The organism is Bacillus cereus group sp. BfR-BA-01441 (assembly GCF_022663075.1).
GTDB lineage: Bacteria > Bacillota > Bacilli > Bacillales > Bacillaceae_G > Bacillus_A > Bacillus_A cereus.
Window position 1 is genome coordinate 1 of the sequence record NZ_JAKUEU010000069.1, and the last position, 14,899, is coordinate 14,899.

Below are 14,899 nucleotides of genomic sequence, written 5' to 3' on the forward strand. Positions count from 1 at the left end.
GTTCGACTCCTCTCGGGCGCGCTTTTATTAACGGGAAGTGGCTCAGCTTGGTAGAGCACCTGGTTTGGGACCAGGGGGTCGCAGGTTCAAATCCTGTCTTCCCGATATTCCCAAAAAACATGGGGCCTTAGCTCAGCTGGGAGAGCGCCTGCCTTGCACGCAGGAGGTCAGCGGTTCGATCCCGCTAGGCTCCACTTTATTTAATATATGTCTCGGAGGTATACCCAAGTTCGGCTGAAGGGATCGGTCTTGAAAACCGACAGGCGGTGAGAATCGCGCGGGGGTTCGAATCCCTCTACCTCCTCCATTTTTTCTTTAATGGTTTAGACATATAATAATAAAATATTTATTTTTTCCTTCATGGAGGTATACCCAAGTTCGGCTGAAGGGATCGGTCTTGAAAACCGACAGGCGGCGAGAGTCGCGCGGGGGTTCGAATCCCTCTACCTCCTCCATTTTTAAAACTTTATATTGTCGCGGGGTGGAGCAGCACGGTAGCTCGTCGGGCTCATAACCCGAAGGTCGCAGGTTCAAATCCTGTCCCCGCAACCAAATGGTCCCGTGGTGTAGTGGTTAACATGCCTGCCTGTCACGCAGGAGATCGCCGGTTCGACCCCGGTCGGGACCGCCATTTATGTTGGCTCGGTAGCTCAGTCGGTAGAGCAGAGGACTGAAAATCCTCGTGTCGGCGGTTCGATTCCGTCCCGAGCCACCATTTTTTTATGCCGGCTTAGCTCAATTGGTAGAGCAACTGACTTGTAATCAGTAGGTTGGGGGTTCAAGTCCTCTAGCCGGCATCATTTAGGGGCATAGTTTAAAGGTAGAACTGAGGTCTCCAAAACCTCCAGTGTGGGTTCGATTCCTACTGCCCCTGTAAAGTATATGGGCCTATAGCTCAGCTGGTTAGAGCGCACGCCTGATAAGCGTGAGGTCGATGGTTCGAGTCCATTTAGGCCCACCATATATTATTCCGCAGTAGCTCAGTGGTAGAGCTATCGGCTGTTAACCGATCGGTCGTAGGTTCGAGTCCTACCTGCGGAGCCATGGCCCGTTGGTCAAGTGGTTAAGACACCGCCCTTTCACGGCGGTAACACGGGTTCGAATCCCGTACGGGTCATACAAAAAAGAGTCAGCATTATGCTGGCTCTTTTTTATTTTGTTAATCCTTTTTATTACGTTACTTTCCAGAAATAAATAAAGGAATTTTGGAAAAGCTATGGTATGTATAAAAAGGAGGAAATCATAATGACACGAGTGAGAGACTTAATGAGTACCCATATTGTACATTGTACACCGCTAGACAATGTATATGAGGCAGCTGTAAAAATGAAGGAAGAATCGGTTGGATTAATTCCTGTTGTTGAAAATGAGCAAGTTGTTGGGCTTGTTACTGATCGTGATTTAGTCGTTCGAGGGATTGCTGAAAAACATCCTGGATCTAATAAGATTACAAATGTAATGACAACAAATATTATCTCAGTTTCTCCAAATGATTCTATTGAAAAAGCTACAGAGCTAATGGCACAGCATCAAATTAGACGATTACCAGTAGTTGATAGTGGTCAACTTATTGGCATGTTAGCACTAGGAGATTTAGCTATAAGGGAATCAGCAGATGATCAAGCTGGATTTGCCTTGAGCGAAATCTCAGAGCGTACAGAGTGAATTGAAACTTTCATTAACCGAGAGTTTAATGGTCACTCATAAAGAGCTAAATTATATATAAATTTCAGATACATTATTCTAGTATATATGGATTAAACTAATATGTTAGCGTGATGTATCTGAGACATTATATAATAAGTATGTGGTTAATAATTTCGACATTTTTTTAAAATTTGTTATTCTTAATTTTTAATAAGAGAAAAGATGATATACTGATAGATATAAGTCTTATGAGAGATTTTGAATATAACAATATTAATTTTTAGTGGTGCGATAATAAATTAATATTTCCTACATAGATGAAAAGGGAAGGGGAATTATATGAAGGCTGTACAGGGCGATCCAAATTGGAATTTGGTTACAGATACATATATAGAACCAAATAATTTCGCTGAATTATTTTCTTTGCTTGTACCTTGTCACCCAAAAGGTGAGGGGAAAGAACGAACTATATTAGTATGGAAAGAGAAAGAATTTTATAAAGAAGAAAATTTAGCGGCATTTATCGTATATGGCATGAATAAAGCAAAGAAATTACCGCAGTTTCATAAAGATGAAATTCCAACTTTAGTGCGTATTCTTCGCTTATGCCAAGAGATTGGTTGGTATGAAGAGGCAAATGATTTTATGATAGCGCAAGGATTAGCTGAGTTTGTTCATACTTCATTGGAATATGAAACATGGGATCTTTTGACGCAATCAGTTGCTTTAAATTATTTAATTATTAAATATCGTATAGGTGAATTGATAGATAGGGATATTGAAATTTGGGATAGAGTTAAATTTAATGAGAAGTGTATAACCGATTGTAAACATTTATTATCTCATAAAGAAGTATTGGAATTTACATTCTTTTATATGTGCAAGAGAGCGAAATCATTATCAAAAGAGCAATTAAATAGTGATATGATGAGTTTAGCAATGTATTGTAATACTTTTGTATATGATTTGTATACACATGATTTATTACGGAAATATCGTAAGTGTACAGATTTCCTATCATATTATGGACCTAGTCAGGCAGTTTTAGCATGTCAAAGAGCTGTATTATCTCAAATTTCCGATCGCTTAGACCCATTAAAGACAACGCATGTAGATGATTATTTATATGTGATGAAAGAAATGATGGAGCATATGACGATAGGAGTAATGGATCGATATGGTCATTTTATTGGAAAGCTACTATCTTATGTGCCATTTTTCGAAATGATACAAGTTCCACAGCATGCATATTATTGTGAAGAATTACTGTATATTTGTAAGGGGATTGAATATAAAGAAGAAACACTACGCAATTATATATTTATACAATTACATGATTGTTTACCATCATTCTTTAGGCTATTTCTTAAAAATAAGCGTTACGCAACGATTCATGATATTCTTTTCTATTGGTGCGATGACGAACAACGAATGAGCTTAGAGAAAAAATATAATCTGAGCTTTATTTATGAAAAATATGCTTGTGGATAAACAATATTTTCGATATGAAAAATTAATATAAATTAAAAAGGATCTCCAGTTTATGTGAGATCCTTTTTTGTTAGTAAAACAAGGAGAAAGTGATTAAGACAAGAAACAACATTCCATATAGGAGAAGTTGTGCAGTATAACTTCCTTGTATACCAAAAAAAGTATTGGCTTTCTTATACAAATGCAATATGTATTTTATTGGAGCATCTTTGAAAGATTGGTACACAGTGTCTCCTCTTTCTAAGCTTCTTGTTCTTGTTTTTGTTTTTGGTTATAAGGGACATTAATATATCTAGCTACAAATAATAAAACAGCCATAAAGAATACTGGAAATACAGTAGATAAATAAAAGCCATTACTAATTATATTTGTTATGAGAGCACTCAAAAGAAATATAGCGTTATAAATATGGGCAATTTTTTGTTTTAGTTGCACTTGAAATGATTCCATCATAATTTCTAATGCAACAAAAGCAATAATAATAGATAAAAATACAATGTTTGTATTGTAAATGATTAAACAACAGATTAAACCTAAAAAGGCTGCGTATTCAATTATAAGAGGTATATTGCGTGGCATACAATTTACCTAACTAAATATGGCAGTGGATTTACTGCATTTGTTTTTTCAAAATTCCATTCTCCATTATGTAATTCAAAATGAAGATGTTGCCCGTATGAATGACCTGTGTTTCCCATATGACCTATTAATTGTCCAGTTTGTACTTGATCACCAGCTTGTACAGTGCGATCCTTCATATGAGCATAAACAGTTGTATATAATTTCCCATTGATTTGATGCGCAATGAAAACAACATTGCCATAGCTAGCTGAATAATAAGATTTCACAACTTTACCTGCAGCAGCAGCTTGGATAGAGACGTTTCCTGGAGCGGCAATATCTATACCATAATGCATTTGTTCCCAGCGTATATCAAAGGTTGAGCTAATTCTTCCTTGAGCGGGGAATTTGAAAGCAGCTGGAATTGATGAAGGCTGATCTGTTTTAGCTTGTGGTTGATTTTGTACTACATAGTGTTTTGCTACATATCCGTATCCTGTGCCAAAACGAATTTTATACCAAGTACCTACAGTTTCTACTACTTGTACTTGTGTACCGTTTTGTAATGAACCGAGTAGAGCGCTACTTGTACTAGCGGTGCTACGTACATTTAGATTAGGTGTTGCAACAGTATATTTTGTATTATTTTGAACGGTGATTCCTTTTACTAAGGGTTGTGAACCATTAGAGATGAATGCTTTTTGTACGTAACCTGTTTGGCCATTATGTGATATTTTATACCATTCGCCTTGATCTTCTTGAACGGTAATAAACTTACCATTTGGTAATACATCTAAAATGGAAGATTCTAAATTAGGTTCAGAGCGAACGTTTAATGCATTAGCATTAACGATGTATTGATCATTAGTTTGAAGTTTGTTTTTTAGTAAAATAGCATCTTTTTGTACATAACCTACTTTATTATGAACAGATACTTTATACCAACCATTAGTTGTTTCAAGGATGTTCACTTTTGTATTAAAGCGAATTGTATCAATTGATGTGCTTTTTACGTTATCTTCTGTATGTAATGCTACTTGATCGACTTTGACATACCCAGTTTTAATATTAGATAATTGTTCAGCGTTTGCTTTTTGTACATTTGTTTCACCCATAGAAGGAAGTAAAGAAGCAATCGCTACAGTAGTTGCTGTTAAAGCAGTAGCTTTCATATTCATGGAATAGAGACCTCCTCTAGTTGTATAGTTGTAATTTTATTATAGTATAAAGATATAATATAGTGGGGGTATTCACATAAATGTAATATGAAATCAATATAAAAATAAATTTTTTGAGGATAATGATTCCTTTTTATACAATTAATTGGGGTTTTATTTTCTAAAATAGAATGTATGTATTGTATAATTTTGATATTATGTTGATAATTAAGAAAATTAAAAAAGTTGATGATGTCTTATTAGGGTGTTATACTGACAGTGATAATTTTATAGTTTGCTAGGAGAGCTGGTGTTGCCAGCTGAGAGTAGGCCGTAAGCCTTTGATCCTTTTTATTACCTGATCTAGATTATGCTAGCGTAGGGAAGCAATTCGGACACTAACAATGAGTCCCCGTTTCTTTGCGTATAGAAACGGGGCTTTTTTATTTGAAAATTTCATATTGAAACCACTAGGGGTGCTTGACTTGCTGAGAGAGGAATAATCCTTAACCCTTACAACACCTGATCTAGGTAATACTAGCGAAGGGAAGTGGAACATCGAATAAATGTATAACTTTATTTGCTGTAACCACTTCTTATATATAGAAGTGGTTTTTTATTTAGATACATATATTGAAAGGAGATAGAGAAATGAAATTTTGCGATAGATTATTAGAAACTGTGCAACCGGTTTGGGAGATGAGTCATAATCATCCGTTTGTAGTGGGTATGGGAGATGGCACGTTAGAAAAAGATAAATTCCAGTATTATATTATTCAAGATTATTTATATCTGCTAGATTATGCAAAGTTATATGCGATTGGTGTTGTAAAAGCAACGAATCCACAAGTAATGGGAAAGTTCGCTGAACAAATTGATGGAATATTAAATGGCGAAATGACAATCCATAAACAATATGCAAAAAGACTTGGAATTTCTATAGAGGAGATAGAGTCTGCGAAACCATCTGCTAAAAATTTAGCTTATACAAATTACATGATGTCTGTATCTCAAAATGGCACACTTGCGGAATTAATAGCAGCGCTTCTTCCATGTATGTGGAGCTATTGGGAAATTGGAAAGCGTTTAAATGATATTCCTGGAGCAAGAGATCATGAGTTTTTTGGTGAGTGGATTCAAGGATATAGTTCGGAAGAATACGGTAATCTTTGTATTTGGTTAATAGATTTATTAAATGAAATGGCAGTTGGAAAGTCTGAGAAAGAACTAGAAAGATTAGAGGAGATCTTCTTATATTCCAGTCGATTTGAATATTTATTCTGGGATATGTCCTATCGTAAGGAGATGTGGGGATTTGAGGAGCAAGAACATACTACAGTTTCATAATGTTTCTTTTCATTACGATGAGAAACCAATCATCCATGAATTAAATGCTTCTATACATGAGAAAGAGTTTGTCAGTATTATCGGACCGAGTGGATGTGGAAAAAGTACTTTATTTCGCCTTATTACAGGTCTAGAAAAGGTAAGTACTGGACAGATAGAACTGACAGAAACAAAGAACCATCCTGTAGGATATATGCCGCAAAAAGATATGCTTTTGCCGTGGAGAACAATTATTGAGAATGCTGCCCTGCCGCTAGAGTGCCAAGGTGTACAGAAGAAAGAAGCAGAAGTAAAGGCAAAGGAACTGTTACATAAATTTGGTTTGCAAGGGTATGAGAAAAAATATCCGAAAGATTTATCTGGTGGTATGAGACAACGTGTATCTTTTATTCGAACTTTATTAACAGGCGGGGAGATATTGCTGTTAGATGAACCATTTAGTGCGTTGGATGCTTTAACGAAGACCTCTTTGCAAGAATGGTTGTTTGAACAATGGCAAGAGTGGGAAAAAACAATTTTATTCATTACTCATGATGTTGAAGAAGCGTTATTTCTTTCAAACCGAGTTTTAGTAGTGGAACAGCAGCCGATAACGACTTTGACTGAGCGGACTGTACCGCTTGATCATAACAGAACACGAAAAGATTTATATAAACCGGAAGTATTAGCGCTGAAAGATGAGCTTCTTAGTATGTTACAAAGGCAGGTACTTGTGTGATGAACCGATTGAAAGAATTAGTTCCTGCTATTACACTTTCTAGTATTTTACTAGCTGTGTGGGAAATAGGAGCAAGAATTGTAGATGAGATGTACATTTTACCGTCACCTTCTGCGATTTTAATGAAGATATGGAAACTAAAAGACATATTATTTACAGTTCATTTACCTGCAACGTTATACGTCGTTTTAATAGGTGTTGTTATCTCTATCGTATTAGGTGTAGGGCTAGCGATGTTAATGAATGCGAGTACATGGATGGAGAGAGCATTTTATCCATTATTAGTTGCTTCACAAACGATTCCGATTACTGCGCTTGCTCCGCTATTTGTTTTATGGTTTGGATATACAATTTGGAGTAAGGTTGTTGTCACAGTTTTAATTACGTTTTTCCCAATTGCGGTCAATACGTATGATGGACTGCGTAGTACGAAAAAAGAATGGGAGGAGCTCTTAGTTACATATGGAGCAACAAAAAGAGATATTTTTCTTAAATTAAAGTTGCCGTCTGCTCTTCCTTATTTTTTCTCAGCTTTAAAAATTGCAGTTCCGCTTAGTGTTATCGGAGCAGCAATTGGAGAATGGCTCGGTGCACAAGCTGGGCTTGGATATTTCAGTAAGAGAATGATGACGCAGTTAGATGGAGCTGGCGTATTTGCACCTATTGTATTGTTATCATTATTAGCTATTTTCTTCGTCGTAATTATTTCCATATTAGAAAAGAAATTCATTAGTTGGAGGAAGCATTCATGAAATTTTTAAAGCGCATCTTTGTGTTTACATTATTAATTGCAATAATTGCAGGATGTTCGAGTAATTCAGCATCAGACAAAAGTAAAAAAGAGAAAGAAATAACAGTCATGTTAGATTGGTATCCAAATGCGGTACATAGCTTTATCTATGCAGCAATTGAAAAAGGATACTTTAAAGAAGAAGGTGTAAAGGTAAATATTAAATTCCCTTCTAATCCGACTGATCCATTAACGCTGGCAGCAGCAGGGAAGGTGACAGTTGGCTTGTATTATCAGCCAGATGTTGTTATGGCGAAAGCGAATGAGCAAATTCCAGTGAAATCAATTGGGGCTGTCGTACGTTCACCATTAAATCACGTTGTATCACTGAAATCAGCGGGCATTCAATCACCGAAAGATTTAGAAGGAAAAACAGTAGGATACTCTGGAACACCATTAAGTGAGATGTATTTAAAAACGATGGTAAAAGAAGCTGGTGGTAATCCTGATACAGTGAAAGTAGTAGATGTTGGCTTTGATTTAGTACCAGCATTAATTACGAAGAAAGTAGATGCGGTAACAGGGGCATACATTAACCATGAAGTACCTGTTATGCGTCATGAAGGCCATGAACCAGCGTACTTTAATCCAGCTGATTACGGAGTACCAAACTATCATGAGCTTGTGTTTGTAACAGGTGATAAAACGTTGAAAAAAGATAAAGAGGCGTTGCAAGCTTTCTTACGTGGTACGAAAAAAGGCTATGATTTCATGAAGAAAAACCCAGATGAAGCATTGAATATTTTATTAAATCATCAAGAAAAAGAAAACTTCCCACTTGTGCCAGAAGTTGAAAAGGAAAGTATGAAAATTTTATTAGAGAAGATGGAAACGAAAGATGAGCCATTCTTATCAGATTCAAAAGAATCTTGGGAGAAACAAAATAAGTGGCTGAAGGACAAAGGAATGACGAATGAAACCGTCCCAGCCGATGAATTATTCGAAAATATTTTAAAGTAGGCGAATGAATATGAAAAATGAGCTCCACGTAATCTCAAATGGCCATATGCCATTCGAAGAGTTAGTGAATGTAGCGATGCAAATTGAGAGTGAGATTGATTATTTGCATATTCGTGAGCGTGAGAAGAGTACGAAGGAATTATATGAAGGTGTGGAAAGTCTATTAATGGAGGGCTTTCCAGCTTCTAAAATTGTCATAAACGATCGAATTGATATTGCAATTTTATTAAATATTCCTCGTGTTCAACTAGGATATCGAAGTACAGATGTAAAGTCAGTGAAAGAAAAGTTTTCGTATTTGCATGTCGGTTATTCTGTGCATTCGCTAGATGAAGCAATAGTAGCTTTTAAAAATGGAGCGGATTCACTCGTTTATGGCCATGTATTTCCGACAGATTGTAAAAAAGGTGTGCCAGCGAGAGGGCTTGAAGAAATTTCAGACATTGCAAGGTGTTTATCTATACCGATTACAGCAATTGGAGGAATTACCCCAGAAAACACAGTGGATGTTCTTACTAACGGTGTAAGCGGTATAGCAGTTATGTCTGGAATTGTAAGTAGTAGTAACCCGTATAGCAAAGCGAAATCTTATAAGGAATCAATAAGAAAGTGGGCGGAAAAACATGTGTGAGAAGTATGATGTAGCGATTATTGGTGGTGGTGTAATTGGTAGTTCAGTTGCACATTTTCTAGCAGAAAGAGGACATAAAGTAGCGATTGTGGAGAAGCAAAGTATTGCATCGGAAGCTTCAAAAGCAGCTGCTGGTTTACTTGGTGTTCAGGCAGAATGGGATGCGTATGATCCGCTATTTGAACTTGCTAGAGAAAGCCGAGCTATATTTCCACAACTTGCAGCAGTTTTACGTGAAAAGACGGGTGTTGATATTGGATATGAAGAAAAAGGAATTTATCGTATTGCTCAAAATGAAGATGAGAAGGAAAGAATTCTTCACATTATGGATTGGCAGCAGAAAACAGGTGAAGATTCTTATTTTCTAACGGGAGACCATGTGCGGGAAAAAGAGCCATATCTATCCGAATCTATTATAGGAGCAGTATATTATCCGAAAGACGGTCATGTTATTGCACCAGAGCTTACGAAAGCATTCGCACATTCTGCAGCGATTTCCGGTGCTGATATATATGAACAGACAGAAGTATTTGATATCCGTATTGAAAATAATAAAGTGACTGGAGTTATTACAAGTGAAGGTATTTTCACATGTGAGAAAGTCGTTATTGCAGGAGGTTCATGGAGCACGAAGTTACTCAGTTATTTTCACCGCGATTGGGGTACATATCCAGTTAAAGGAGAAGTGGTTGCGGTAAGAAGTAGAAAACAACTTTTAAAAGCACCTATTTTTCAAGAAAGATTTTACATTACTCCAAAGCGCGGTGGACGTTACGTAATTGGGGCAACAATGAAGCCACATACGTTCAATAAAACTGTGCAGCCAGAAAGTATAACTTCTATATTAGAGCGTGCTTATACAATATTGCCAGCTTTAAAAGAAGCAGAATGGGAAAGCACGTGGGCAGGATTAAGACCACAATCGAATCATGAAGCTCCTTATATGGGAGAGCATGAAGAAATAAAAGGTTTATATGCTTGCACGGGCCATTATCGAAACGGTATTTTATTAAGTCCTATTTCTGGCCAATATATGGCTGATTTAATAGAAGGAAAGCAAGAGAATCATTTGCTAGATTCATTGCTTTCTAGAAGAGTTTAGAAAGGGGATGGAAGTTTGAATTTAAAAATTAATGGTAACCAAATTGAAGTGCCAGCGAGTGTAAAAACAGTAGCTGAGCTACTTACACATTTAGAGCTAGATAACAGAATTGTTGTAGTAGAGCGTAATAAAGATATTTTACAAAAAGATGATCATACAGATACATCTGTTTTTGATGGAGACCAAATTGAGATTGTAACTTTCGTAGGAGGCGGTTGATTATGTTAAACATTGGACCATTTTCATTTCATTCTAGACTTTTATTAGGAACAGGTAAATTCCCTGATTTTGACGTACAGCAAAAGGCAATTGACGTTTCTGAAGCTGAAATTTTAACGTTTGCAGTACGTCGTATGGATATCTTTGATGCAAAGCAACCTAATTTATTAGAGAAACTTGATGTGAAAAAATATACGTTATTACCAAATACAGCAGGAGCAAAAAACGCTGAAGAGGCTGTTCGTATTGCAAAATTAGCAAAAGCTTCTGGGCTTTGTGACATGATAAAGGTAGAAGTTATTGGTGATGATAGAACGTTATTACCTGATCCGGTAGAAACATTAAAGGCATCTGAAATGTTACTGGAAGAAGGATTTATCGTACTTCCGTATACATCTGATGATGTTGTATTAGCACGTAAATTACAAGAGCTTGGCGTGCATGCGATTATGCCAGGAGCATCTCCAATCGGATCAGGACTTGGTATTGTAAATCCATTAAATTTGAGCTTCATTATTGAACAAGCGACAGTACCAGTTATCGTTGATGCCGGTATTGGTAGCCCAGCTGATGCGGCATTTGCAATGGAATTAGGAGCAGATGGCGTGTTATTAAATACAGCTGTATCAGGAGCAAAAGATCCTATTAAAATGGCACAAGCAATGAAATTAAGTATTGAAGCAGGCCGTTTAGGATTTGAAGCAGGTCGCATTGCACGTAAGCGTTGTGCAACTGCAAGTAGTCCTTTAGAAGGAATGAGCGTAGTTGAATAATCGATATTCTCGCCAAGAACTATTTTCTCCAATTGGAGAAGAAGGACAGCAAAAGATAAGAGAAAAGCATGTGCTTATTATCGGTGCAGGTGCATTAGGTAGTGCAAATGCAGAGATGTTTGTAAGAGCAGGTGTTGGCAAGATAACAATTGTTGACCGTGATTATGTAGATTGGAGTAATTTACAAAGACAACAATTGTATGCAGAGAGCGACGTAAAGAATAATCTTCCAAAAGCTATAGCGGCTAAAAAACGTTTAGAAGAGATTAATAGTGATGTAACAATAGAAGCTCTCGTTCAAGATGTAACAGCTGAAGAGCTAGAAGAACTTGTTATAAATGTTGATGTAATTATTGATGCGACTGATAATTTCGAAACGCGCTTTATTGTAAATGATATATCACAAAAATATTCTATTCCATGGATTTACGGTGCATGTGTAGGTAGTTACGGTCTTTCTTACACAATCCTTCCTAGTAAAACACCATGTTTATCATGTTTATTACAGTCGATTCCGCTTGGCGGGGCAACATGTGATACAGCGGGTATTATATCACCTGCTGTATCTCTTGTCGTTTCTCATCAAGTAACAGAAGCTCTTAAACTGTTAGTAGAAGATTACGAATCACTTCGAGATGGGCTTGTATCGTTTGATATGTGGAAGAATGAGTATTCATGTATGAATGTGCAAAAACTTCGCCAGCATAATTGTCCTTCATGCGGAGAGAATGCATTATATCCGTATTTAAATAAAGAAAACACATCAAAAACAGCAGTTTTATGCGGGCGAAATACAGTTCAAATTAGACCACCTCATAAAGATGAAATGAATTTTGAACAATATAAAGAGTTGTTGGAAGGTCGTGTAAATGATTTAAATATAAATCCATATTTACTATCATTTTCTGTTGAAGACAAGAGGTTAGTAGCCTTTAAAGATGGCCGTGTGCTCGTACATGGAACGAAAGATATAAGCGAAGCAAAAACGATTTATCATCGCTATTTTGGATAGAAAAGGATGAGTGGGATGAAAGTGAATAAAGCTTTAACAATTGCAGGGTCTGATAGCGGCGGCGGTGCTGGAATTCAGGCAGATTTAAAAACATTCCAAGAGCTTGGTGTATACGGAATGACGGCTATTACGGCAATTACTGCTCAAAACACGCTTGGCGTTCAAGGGGTATATTCTGTTCCATTAGAAGGTATTACAGAACAGCTGAATTCAATTGGTACGGATGTAACACCAGATGCAGTGAAACTAGGAATGTTATTTAGTAGTGAAATAATTCAAATTGTTGCAGAACAAATTAAAAAGTTTGGCTGGAATAATATTGTGCTAGATCCCGTTATGATTGCAAAAGGCGGTGCATCATTATTACAGCAAGAAGCAGTTCAAGCATTAAAAGAATATTTATTACCAGTAGCAACTGTTATAACACCGAATGTCCCAGAAGCAGAAGTGTTAACTGGGATGGAGATTCATAATGTTGAAGATAGTAAGGAAGCTGCAAAAGTATTGCATGAATTAGGTGCTAAATATGTGCTTATGAAGGGCGGACATGCAGAATATCAAGGGAATGAAGTAATTGATTTCCTCTTTGATGGAGAAAAATTTATTGAGTTTAGAAGCGAGCGAATTCCTTCAAAGCAAACGCATGGAAGTGGGTGTACATTTGCTTCAGCGGTTACAGCAGGACTTGCGAAAGGATACTCAATTGAAGATGCTGTTCAAGAAGCAAAACGATTTATTAGTATAGCAATTGAAGAGCCATTGAATATTGGTAGTGGTCATGGACCGACGAATCATTTTGCATATAAAGTGAATAGAACGCGTGCATAGGTAAGTGAAAAGCCAGTTTTATAACTGGCTTTTTTTCTGTTTACTTTTTCAAAATACAGGAGTAATATATCAGCCAGAATACATTTTTTTGTAAACGCTGAGTCCAATTATATGGAGCGGAGGAACCAATTTGTGCGTAGGCACTAGGGGTGAATCTTTCAAGTTTGAAAGTAGGGCTACTCTCAAAGTCCGAATCCGACAGCTAACTTCGTAAGCGTCTTGAGAGAGGACGGTGCCATGATGGATACATCACTTCATCGATCTGATTAGTATAGGGGAATATCAATCTATGTTTGATTTCTTTTATACTAAGGAGGATGAGGTACATGGAACTAACACTTATTTGTGTTGGAGAAGAAAGTAAAGTAGATAGTTTAAGAGATTTAGTATCATTTCAACATGAGTTAATTATTTTTACAGCAAATGAAGAGATAGCGGCTGAAGTTAGGAATTGTGGGTTTGATTGGACTTATAGCTGCAGTAAGGAGCAGGACTTTACTAGTATTTGTGAGTGTATTAAGAAGGTGATTTTACTAGGGGATGAGCTTCCAATCGTTAGTTTTTTCACAGAACACATTCGCTTTTCTTTTCAAGCACCTATTACTGTTGTTACAAGGAATAAACGATATCCAGCGAGGCTCTATGAAACCATTGGAGCTAAGTTTGTCGTGTTTACAAATTGTGATAATATTTCTTTTTTATTTTTTGAATAGGGCGGGGGAAGAAATGATGAAGGTACTATTACTTGGAGATATAGCAAATCGTTGGGCAGTATCGGTAGAGCGAGTTCAAGAATTGGTCCAGATTGATCCCCTTTTTCCAGGGCCATATATTATATTACCATCAAAAGATGCTTTGTATTTAGAGATGGATATTACCGAGTATGAGCAGCTACATGCAGAATTGACACAAGTTTATATTCGTGGGAGAAATTTACGTGCATTTTTACGAGGAGAATAAAGGTTGAATAAAAAAGAGCGAATGCTGAGTGCAACAAGCTATGCACTTCATGTCATTCGCTCTTTTTATTTCATATTTAAAAGGTCATTTTTAAGAAAAGAAAAGAGAAATAAAGAAAATAGATGAAATAACAGTAATAATCTTCAATGTAAGCGTTTAAATGAATGTAAATATTATTATTTTCAGTAATTTACCCCTTTACAAGTGAAATATAGAGGAGTATATTTACTCTCATAAATCATTCATAAAATTTCCAAAAAAACCTAAAATCGCTGAGTTCCAGAAATGGAGCGGGGGAACCAATTTTGTGCATCGTCACTTGGGGTGAATCTTTCAGTTTTGAAAGTAGGGCTACTCTTTAGGCCCGAATCCGACAGCTAACCTCGTAAGCGTTTAGAGAGGAGGTTTACTTTTTGTTGTTCATTTTTTGAACACTGAGTAGAGCTCAGTGTTCTTTTTTAATATTTAAATGGTAAATTTTAACAAAAAGAGAGGGATAGTTATGTTAGATGTTGTAATGGTCGGGATTTTTATTTTATTAGTTGCATCGATGGCAAGTCTTGCAAGTTGGTCAGATAAAGTTGTGAAAGAAGGAAAGCAATCATGATGATTGTCTTATCGGTTATTGTCGCAGCAATTACAGTGTATTTAGTGTATGCATTATTAAATCCAGAGAAGTTTTAATTAGGGGGAATCATTCATT

Annotated in this window: 19 protein-coding genes, 12 tRNA genes and 4 riboswitches; of the genes, 29 read left to right on the top strand and 2 right to left on the bottom strand. The window is 36.5% G+C overall.

Annotated elements, in window-relative coordinates:
* Positions 1-31: 31 nt before the first annotated feature.
* The 14 genes from MR107_RS22645 (at position 32) to MR107_RS22710 (ending at position 3,138) form a co-directional block, all read left to right on the top strand.
* Positions 32-105 (top strand) — tRNA-Pro (locus MR107_RS22645).
* A gap of 16 nt (positions 106-121) precedes the next feature.
* Positions 122-194, top strand: a tRNA-Ala gene (locus MR107_RS22650).
* A gap of 20 nt (positions 195-214) precedes the next feature.
* Positions 215-307: transfer RNA gene (locus MR107_RS22655), tRNA-Ser, on the top strand.
* Positions 308-362: 55 nt separating this feature from the next.
* Positions 363-455, top strand: a tRNA-Ser gene (locus MR107_RS22660).
* Positions 456-475: 20 nt separating this feature from the next.
* Positions 476-552, top strand: a tRNA-Met gene (locus MR107_RS22665).
* 3 nt (positions 553-555) lie between these two features.
* Positions 556-631 (top strand) — tRNA-Asp (locus MR107_RS22670).
* 8 nt (positions 632-639) lie between these two features.
* Positions 640-715 (top strand) — tRNA-Phe (locus tag MR107_RS22675).
* A gap of 9 nt (positions 716-724) precedes the next feature.
* Positions 725-797: transfer RNA gene (locus tag MR107_RS22680), tRNA-Thr, on the top strand.
* A 6-nt stretch (positions 798-803) separates the two neighbouring features.
* Positions 804-874 (top strand) — tRNA-Trp (locus MR107_RS22685).
* A gap of 10 nt (positions 875-884) precedes the next feature.
* Positions 885-961, top strand: a tRNA-Ile gene (locus MR107_RS22690).
* A gap of 8 nt (positions 962-969) precedes the next feature.
* A tRNA-Asn gene (locus MR107_RS22695) sits at positions 970-1,044 on the top strand.
* Position 1,045: 1 nt separating this feature from the next.
* A tRNA-Glu gene (locus tag MR107_RS22700) sits at positions 1,046-1,117 on the top strand.
* Between the two features lie 128 nt (positions 1,118-1,245).
* Positions 1,246-1,665, top strand: a complete 420-nt coding sequence (locus MR107_RS22705) for a CBS domain-containing protein (RefSeq protein WP_000199011.1) — start codon at positions 1,246-1,248, stop codon at positions 1,663-1,665.
* A 321-nt stretch (positions 1,666-1,986) separates the two neighbouring features.
* Positions 1,987-3,138, top strand: coding sequence for a DUF3965 domain-containing protein (locus tag MR107_RS22710; RefSeq protein WP_074554253.1), 1,152 nt, complete (start codon positions 1,987-1,989; stop codon positions 3,136-3,138).
* A gap of 240 nt (positions 3,139-3,378) precedes the next feature.
* On the opposite strand, the gene MR107_RS22715 is transcribed toward MR107_RS22710, so the two are convergent.
* Positions 3,379-3,717: a hypothetical protein gene (locus MR107_RS22715; RefSeq protein ID WP_001137818.1), complete on the bottom strand. Its 339-nt coding sequence runs from the start codon at positions 3,715-3,717 to the stop codon at positions 3,379-3,381.
* A 5-nt stretch (positions 3,718-3,722) separates the two neighbouring features.
* The gene (locus MR107_RS22720) at positions 3,723-4,877 is read right to left on the bottom strand and encodes an SH3 domain-containing protein (protein WP_074554249.1); all 1,155 of its coding nucleotides are present in this window, start codon (positions 4,875-4,877) and stop codon (positions 3,723-3,725) included.
* A gap of 269 nt (positions 4,878-5,146) precedes the next feature.
* Positions 5,147-5,258: riboswitch (TPP riboswitch) on the top strand.
* Between the two features lie 60 nt (positions 5,259-5,318).
* Positions 5,319-5,422, top strand: a riboswitch (TPP riboswitch).
* 85 nt (positions 5,423-5,507) lie between these two features.
* On the opposite strand from MR107_RS22720, the gene tenA reads away from it, so the two are divergent.
* The 15 genes from tenA (at position 5,508) to kdpF (ending at position 14,880) form a co-directional block, all read left to right on the top strand.
* Positions 5,508-6,203, top strand: coding sequence for a thiaminase II (gene tenA, locus MR107_RS22725; RefSeq protein ID WP_000666827.1), 696 nt, complete (start codon positions 5,508-5,510; stop codon positions 6,201-6,203).
* A complete protein-coding gene (locus tag MR107_RS22730; protein ID WP_001256797.1) occupies positions 6,172-6,921 on the top strand; it encodes an ABC transporter ATP-binding protein in 750 nt (249 codons plus the stop codon). Before tenA ends, MR107_RS22730 begins: the two co-directional genes overlap by 32 nt.
* Positions 6,921-7,673 carry an ABC transporter permease gene (locus tag MR107_RS22735; RefSeq protein ID WP_001080853.1) on the top strand — a complete coding sequence of 251 codons (753 nt, stop codon included), beginning with the start codon at positions 6,921-6,923 and terminating at the stop codon, positions 7,671-7,673. The genes MR107_RS22730 and MR107_RS22735 overlap by 1 nt, the downstream gene beginning before the upstream one ends.
* The gene (locus tag MR107_RS22740) at positions 7,670-8,671 is read left to right on the top strand and encodes an ABC transporter substrate-binding protein (protein WP_000670415.1); all 1,002 of its coding nucleotides are present in this window, start codon (positions 7,670-7,672) and stop codon (positions 8,669-8,671) included. Before MR107_RS22735 ends, MR107_RS22740 begins: the two co-directional genes overlap by 4 nt.
* Positions 8,672-8,681: 10 nt before the next feature.
* On the top strand, positions 8,682-9,302 hold the full coding sequence (gene tenI / locus MR107_RS22745; protein WP_000787170.1) for a thiazole tautomerase TenI: 621 nt from the start codon (positions 8,682-8,684) through the stop codon (positions 9,300-9,302).
* A complete protein-coding gene (thiO, locus tag MR107_RS22750; protein WP_000333312.1) occupies positions 9,295-10,404 on the top strand; it encodes a glycine oxidase ThiO in 1,110 nt (369 codons plus the stop codon). Before tenI ends, thiO begins: the two co-directional genes overlap by 8 nt.
* Before the next feature lie 15 nt (positions 10,405-10,419).
* Positions 10,420-10,623, top strand: coding sequence for a sulfur carrier protein ThiS (thiS, locus tag MR107_RS22755; protein ID WP_001049502.1), 204 nt, complete (start codon positions 10,420-10,422; stop codon positions 10,621-10,623).
* Between the two features lie 2 nt (positions 10,624-10,625).
* A complete protein-coding gene (thiG, locus tag MR107_RS22760; protein WP_000931981.1) occupies positions 10,626-11,396 on the top strand; it encodes a thiazole synthase in 771 nt (256 codons plus the stop codon).
* On the top strand, positions 11,389-12,408 hold the full coding sequence (thiF, locus tag MR107_RS22765; protein WP_001065417.1) for a thiazole biosynthesis adenylyltransferase ThiF: 1,020 nt from the start codon (positions 11,389-11,391) through the stop codon (positions 12,406-12,408). Before thiG ends, thiF begins: the two co-directional genes overlap by 8 nt.
* A 15-nt stretch (positions 12,409-12,423) precedes the next feature.
* Complete coding sequence (gene thiD / locus MR107_RS22770; RefSeq protein WP_074554247.1) at positions 12,424-13,236, top strand: bifunctional hydroxymethylpyrimidine kinase/phosphomethylpyrimidine kinase; 813 nt, start codon at positions 12,424-12,426, stop codon at positions 13,234-13,236.
* A gap of 85 nt (positions 13,237-13,321) precedes the next feature.
* Positions 13,322-13,469, top strand: a riboswitch (cyclic di-AMP (ydaO/yuaA leader).
* Between the two features lie 93 nt (positions 13,470-13,562).
* Positions 13,563-13,949: a hypothetical protein gene (locus tag MR107_RS22775; RefSeq protein ID WP_000424067.1), complete on the top strand. Its 387-nt coding sequence runs from the start codon at positions 13,563-13,565 to the stop codon at positions 13,947-13,949.
* Between the two features lie 13 nt (positions 13,950-13,962).
* Complete coding sequence (locus tag MR107_RS22780; protein ID WP_002025339.1) at positions 13,963-14,196, top strand: hypothetical protein; 234 nt, start codon at positions 13,963-13,965, stop codon at positions 14,194-14,196.
* Positions 14,197-14,199: 3 nt separating this feature from the next.
* On the top strand, positions 14,200-14,322 hold the full coding sequence (locus MR107_RS31405; RefSeq protein WP_001034421.1) for a hypothetical protein: 123 nt from the start codon (positions 14,200-14,202) through the stop codon (positions 14,320-14,322).
* A gap of 134 nt (positions 14,323-14,456) precedes the next feature.
* A riboswitch (cyclic di-AMP (ydaO/yuaA leader) is annotated at positions 14,457-14,602 on the top strand.
* A gap of 96 nt (positions 14,603-14,698) precedes the next feature.
* The gene (locus MR107_RS22785) at positions 14,699-14,803 is read left to right on the top strand and encodes a SipW-dependent-type signal peptide-containing protein (protein ID WP_000887894.1); all 105 of its coding nucleotides are present in this window, start codon (positions 14,699-14,701) and stop codon (positions 14,801-14,803) included.
* On the top strand, positions 14,803-14,880 hold the full coding sequence (kdpF, locus tag MR107_RS22790) for a K(+)-transporting ATPase subunit F (protein ID WP_223153441.1): 78 nt from the start codon (positions 14,803-14,805) through the stop codon (positions 14,878-14,880). Before MR107_RS22785 ends, kdpF begins: the two co-directional genes overlap by 1 nt.
* Positions 14,881-14,899: the final 19 nt, after the last annotated feature.

What these genes read in the sequence shown, in the direction of transcription:
- MR107_RS22705 (WP_000199011.1), top strand. Translation starts at nt 1,246, where the DNA reads ATGACACGAGTGAGAGACTTAATGAGTACCCATATTGTACATTGTACA.
- MR107_RS22710 (WP_074554253.1), top strand. Translation starts at nt 1,987, where the DNA reads ATGAAGGCTGTACAGGGCGATCCAAATTGGAATTTGGTTACAGATACA.
- MR107_RS22715 (WP_001137818.1), bottom strand. Translation starts at nt 3,717, where the DNA reads ATGCCACGCAATATACCTCTTATAATTGAATACGCAGCCTTTTTAGGT.
- MR107_RS22720 (WP_074554249.1), bottom strand. Translation starts at nt 4,877, where the DNA reads ATGAATATGAAAGCTACTGCTTTAACAGCAACTACTGTAGCGATTGCT.
- tenA (WP_000666827.1), top strand. Translation starts at nt 5,508, where the DNA reads ATGAAATTTTGCGATAGATTATTAGAAACTGTGCAACCGGTTTGGGAG.
- MR107_RS22735 (WP_001080853.1), top strand. Translation starts at nt 6,921, where the DNA reads ATGAACCGATTGAAAGAATTAGTTCCTGCTATTACACTTTCTAGTATT.
- MR107_RS22740 (WP_000670415.1), top strand. Translation starts at nt 7,670, where the DNA reads ATGAAATTTTTAAAGCGCATCTTTGTGTTTACATTATTAATTGCAATA.
- tenI (WP_000787170.1), top strand. Translation starts at nt 8,682, where the DNA reads ATGAAAAATGAGCTCCACGTAATCTCAAATGGCCATATGCCATTCGAA.
- thiO (WP_000333312.1), top strand. Translation starts at nt 9,295, where the DNA reads ATGTGTGAGAAGTATGATGTAGCGATTATTGGTGGTGGTGTAATTGGT.
- thiG (WP_000931981.1), top strand. Translation starts at nt 10,626, where the DNA reads ATGTTAAACATTGGACCATTTTCATTTCATTCTAGACTTTTATTAGGA.
- thiD (WP_074554247.1), top strand. Translation starts at nt 12,424, where the DNA reads ATGAAAGTGAATAAAGCTTTAACAATTGCAGGGTCTGATAGCGGCGGC.
- MR107_RS22775 (WP_000424067.1), top strand. Translation starts at nt 13,563, where the DNA reads ATGGAACTAACACTTATTTGTGTTGGAGAAGAAAGTAAAGTAGATAGT.
- MR107_RS22780 (WP_002025339.1), top strand. Translation starts at nt 13,963, where the DNA reads ATGATGAAGGTACTATTACTTGGAGATATAGCAAATCGTTGGGCAGTA.
- MR107_RS22785 (WP_000887894.1), top strand. Translation starts at nt 14,699, where the DNA reads ATGTTAGATGTTGTAATGGTCGGGATTTTTATTTTATTAGTTGCATCG.
- kdpF (WP_223153441.1), top strand. Translation starts at nt 14,803, where the DNA reads ATGATTGTCTTATCGGTTATTGTCGCAGCAATTACAGTGTATTTAGTG.